General features: G+C 36.2%; 3 protein-coding genes. All 3 read right to left on the minus strand.

Going from position 1 to position 4,901, the window contains the following annotated elements; all coding sequences use genetic code 11:
• A partial coding sequence (gene mfd, locus WKI42_RS09485) for a transcription-repair coupling factor (RefSeq protein ID WP_368081794.1) occupies window positions 1-3,077 on the minus strand: 3,077 nt, incomplete at its 3' end.
• Window positions 3,078-3,647 carry an aminoacyl-tRNA hydrolase gene (gene pth, locus WKI42_RS09490; protein WP_000163949.1) on the minus strand — a complete coding sequence of 190 codons (570 nt, stop codon included), beginning with the start codon at window positions 3,645-3,647 and terminating at the stop codon, window positions 3,078-3,080.
• Between the two features lie 72 nt (window positions 3,648-3,719).
• Window positions 3,720-4,835: a redox-regulated ATPase YchF gene (gene ychF / locus WKI42_RS09495; protein ID WP_368081795.1), complete on the minus strand. Its 1,116-nt coding sequence runs from the start codon at window positions 4,833-4,835 to the stop codon at window positions 3,720-3,722.
• Between the last annotated feature and the right edge of the window lie 66 nt (window positions 4,836-4,901).

Genomic DNA, 4,901 nt, shown 5'->3' on the forward strand with positions numbered 1-4,901 from the left:
GAAATATAAGTATCAGGAAGATAGGCATCAATTTGTAAAATCAACTCAGCATTCCCTTTGGTTCTTGTGCTCCCATTACCATGTCGTTTAGCAATAGCTTCCTCCAATAACTGCGAATACAATTCAAAACCAACAGAATCAATGAAACCAGACTGGGATTTTCCTAAAAGATTTCCTGCTCCGCGAATCGAAAGATCTCGCATTGCAATCTTAAATCCAGAGCCCAATTCTGTAAATCCTTTGATCGCTTCTAATCTCTTCTCGGAGACTTCACTGATTGATTTTTCTGGACGATACATGAGATAGGCATAAGCAATACGATTACTACGACCGACTCTTCCTCTTAACTGATACAAGGTTGACAATCCCATATGGTCCGCATTTTCAATAAATAAAGTATTGGCATTTGGAATGTCCACCCCTGTCTCAATAATGGTAGTCGTCACTAAAATATCATACTGACCTTCAATGAAATCCAGTAGAGTATTTTCTAACTGAATCTCACTCATTTGCCCATGAACATAACCAATCGAAGCCTCTGGAATCAACTCCTGTAATTCTGAAACCTTCTGGTCAATTGTGTCAACTTTATTGTAAAGATAGTAAACTTGACCTCCACGCTCCATTTCACGCAAGACCGCATCACGAATCACACTATCATTCTTTTCTAAAACATAGGTTTGCACTGGATAACGATTAGTCGGCGGAGTTTCAATAACAGACAAATCTCTGATTCCCAGCATAGACATGTGAAGGGTACGAGGAATTGGCGTTGCTGTCAAGGTCAGGACATCTACTTGTTTTTTCAGTTCTTTCAAGGTTTCCTTATGCTTGACACCAAATCTCTGTTCCTCATCAATAATCATCAAGCCCAAATCAGAAAATACAACATCTTTTGACAAAACACGATGTGTTCCAATTAAAATATCGACTTGACCGTTTTTCAATTTTTCAAGTGTTTCAGTCTGCTCTTTTTTACTTCTAAATCGGCTCAACACATCAATATTAACTGCAAAATTTTGGAATCGTTCCTTAAAATTTGTATAGTGCTGTTGCGCTAAAACCGTCGTCGGAACTAGAACGACAACCTGTTTGTGATCATTGACTGCCTTAAAGGCTGCACGCATAGCAACTTCAGTCTTTCCAAAACCAACATCCCCAACTAAAAGTCGATCCATTGGCTGAGAAGCCTGCATATCTCTCTTGATTTCCTCAATACTACGAAGTTGATCATCCGTTTCAACATAAGGAAAGGAATCATCAAAAGCATGTTGATCTTCATCATCAGCTGAAAAAGCAAAACCCTTCAACTGACTGCGTTCAGAATAGAGTTTGACTAAATCATCAGCTATATCCTCTACCTGGTTCTTAACCTTTTGCTTGGCCTTTTTAAAATGACCGTCATTTAATTTATTGAGCTTTGGAGCTTTACCATCACTTGAAATATATTTGGACAGTAGATGAATCTGTTCCACGGGGATGGAAATTTGATCCCCATTTTGATACTGGACACTTACATAATCTCGGTGAATCCCCTTGATTTCAATTGTTTCAATTCCTAGATATTGACCAATCCCATGAATATGGTGAACAACGTAATCTCCTTTTTCAAGTTCATTGTAATCTTTTAATCTCTCTGCGTTTGAAACATGCTGTCTTCGAAAACGACGTTTCAATTTCTTTTGAAAAATCTCATGTTCAGTAATCACCAAAATTTTTTCATCTACAAAATGAAAACCATGTCTGAGATTGCCCTCGATTAAGTTTACAGATTCTTGACAGATTCTTGACTTATCTCTAGAATCCAATTTAATCTGATATTCCTCTAAAACATCCTCCAATGTTTTACTTCCCATTGAATTGCTAGACTGCAGAATGATAGTGTAATCCATTTTTTTGTATCGCTCAATTTCTTCTTTTAAAAAAGAAAATTGATTGAAAAACTCCTGCATAGGATATTGATTAAATTGATAAATTTTGTCAAACTTGAGATTTCCTAACCCCTTTTGTAGATTAGAGAAAAAGGTAACCGGACTCTGTTTTTTATAGATTTGCTCTGTATCTGCAAAATACTGCATATCAGAAAATGCTTTACTATTCTGTAATTCTTCTGTAAAGTACTGCGCTAATTCTCTTTCAAAGACTTCATACTGATTCATCAATTTCTGATAATCATCAAAGAATATTGGGGTATCTTTTTCAATATAGTCAAAAACAGTCCATATCCTGTCATAACACAAAGATAAAAATTTCCGGGAATCAGAATGAATTTGTTTTTGGTGAAAACTTGAAAGAATTTCTTCTAAATATGATTTTAAAATAGGTGATAAGGTCTTCGAAATTTGTTTTTCTAAAGCTGACTGACCTCGTTGATAATCCTTTTCTCTCAAAAGCATATCACTAGCTGGAAAGATGGTGAGTTCTGTCTGATTTTCTTTCGATAATTGTGTTTCGACTTCAAATGACCTGATACCATCTACTTCATCACCAAAAAACTCAATTCGGCAAGGTTCTAACTGGGATATTTCAAAAATATCTAAAATATCTCCTCGCAGACTAAATTCGCCTTGAGTTTGTACTTGTGTAACTTTTCGATAGCCTATCTCTTTTAACTGATGGATAAGTGCGTGTTGGTCATATTCTTCACCAACTGTTATTTTTACAATACTATCTTTGAATACATTGGGAGACGGTAAAATCAATCGACTTGCTGCGATATTACAAACTAAAATCCCTTTCTTAGATGAATCAGTCAAAAAACGCAAGGCTTCAACCCGTGAAATGATTTTTTCTTGTGAAGACATCAAAAACTCGACCATAGGGGAGTCATCTACCAAAAACGGATAAACAAGTTCCTCACCCAAGATAGAGATAAGATCACTAACCAGTCCTTCTGCCTCTCCATAAGTGGACGTCAGTAACACAATCTTATCTTCTTTTTCTAGACTACTTGCAATTGCAAGAGCCTTAGTAGACGTTGATAAACCAAGTATTAGTTGTCTTTTCTTATCTGTCAAATTTTGATGCCATTTTTTAATCTGATTATTTTCTGAGAATAAATCTAATAAGGTTACCATTTATCCGTTATACCTCTGCATTGTTTTCTCAAAATTTTTCTCTTGTAAATAGTAGTTTACAGAATCGTCAACCTTGTCAATAGACTGTAAAATACCAATATAATCATCCTTGTCAAACTTACTCAAAACATGGTTAACAACTGACATTCCATTTTTAGGTCTTCCGATTCCAATCTTAACACGATTAAATGTCTGGGTTCCAATATGTTGAATAATAGACTTGATACCATTATGACCACCTGCGGATCCCTTTGCTCTTAAGCGAATCTTTCCAACTTCCATGTCAAGGTCATCGTAAATGATGAGTAAATCTTCAATATCCAAACCATAATAAGTTAATAAAGCATGAACCGCTTTTCCACTTTCATTCATAAATGTCGTTGGTTTGACAAGATAAATTTTTTCTCCATTTAGGAAAAAGGATGCTAGGTCAGCTTGAAATATCTTATCATGTGTAAAAGTGACATTCTGTTGCTTCGCTAGTTGGTCAATCAACATAAATCCAACATTGTGTTTTGTTTCAAAATATTTATCCCCTGGATTTCCTAATCCTACAAGTAATTTGGTCATTTATTTTTCCTTTCAAAAGCCAAAAGGGTTGGAATTTTTTTCCAACCTAATTGACACTATTCATTAATTTCTTTAGACATTAAAGCGGAATTCCATAATATCGCCATCTTGAACGATATATTCTTTTCCTTCTTCACGCAAGCGTCCAGCTTCTTTTACAGCCTTTTCAGATCCGTATTTCACTAGATCCTCATATGACATTGTTACTGCACGGATAAAGCCTTTTTCAAAGTCTGAGTGGATAATACCAGCTGCTTGAGGAGCCTTCATACCACGTTTGAAGGTCCAAGCGCGAACTTCTTTTTCACCAGCTGTGAAATAAGTTCCCAGTCCAAGCAAATGGTAAGCTGCACGAGTCAACTTGTCAACGCCTGATTCTGTCAATCCAAGTGCTTCAAGAAATTCTTTCTTGTCTTCATCGTCTAACTCAGAAATTTCTTCCTCAGCACGCGCAGAAATAACGACTACTTCAGCATTTTCTGTCGCTGCAAATTCACGAATTTGTTTGACATAGTCGATAGAATCTGGATCTGAAACTACATCTTCATCTACATTCGCTACATAAAGAACTGGTTTAGTCGTCAAAAGGAAGAGACCTTTGACAACTTTTTGTTCTTCATCTGTAAATTCAATAGTTCGAGCTGATTTTCCATCTTCTAGGACTGGTTTAATCTTTTGAAGAACATTAAACTCAGCTACTGATTCTTTATCTTTTTGCGTACGTGCCATCTTTTCTACACGCGCATAACGCTTATTAACTGATTCTAAGTCAGCAAGAATCAACTCCAGGTTAATAGTATCAATATCTGCAAGTGGATCTACAAAGGCGTCTTCACGTCCTTGCTCGCGCATCACATTTTCATCATCAAAAGCACGAACTACGTGAACAATCGCGTCTACTTCACGGATATTAGCCAAGAATTTATTCCCTAGCCCTTCTCCTTTTGAAGCTCCTTTTACAATCCCTGCAATATCTGTAAATTCAAATGTTGTTGGAACTGTTTTTTTAGGTGTGATCATTTCAGTTAGTTTTTGTAGGCGTTCATCTGGAACTTCTACCATTCCAACGTTTGGATCAATCGTCGCAAATGGATAGTTTGCAGCCTCTGCTCCTGCTTTTGTAATTGCATTAAATAGTGTTGATTTACCAACGTTTGGCAAACCAACGATACCTGCTGTTAAAGCCATATTTTCTCATTCTCCGTTTTCATTTCAATCCCTAATATTATAACACAAAAAGGGAAAACTTGCTAA

It is taken from the genome of Streptococcus pseudopneumoniae (assembly GCF_038148935.1).
In the GTDB taxonomy this organism is placed as follows: domain Bacteria; phylum Bacillota; class Bacilli; order Lactobacillales; family Streptococcaceae; genus Streptococcus; species Streptococcus pseudopneumoniae_U.

Coding starts and splice junctions, on each gene's coding strand:
- pth (WP_000163949.1), bottom strand. CDS start 3,647: ATGACCAAATTACTTGTAGGATTAGGAAATCCAGGGGATAAATATTTT.
- ychF (WP_368081795.1), bottom strand. CDS start 4,835: ATGGCTTTAACAGCAGGTATCGTTGGTTTGCCAAACGTTGGTAAATCA.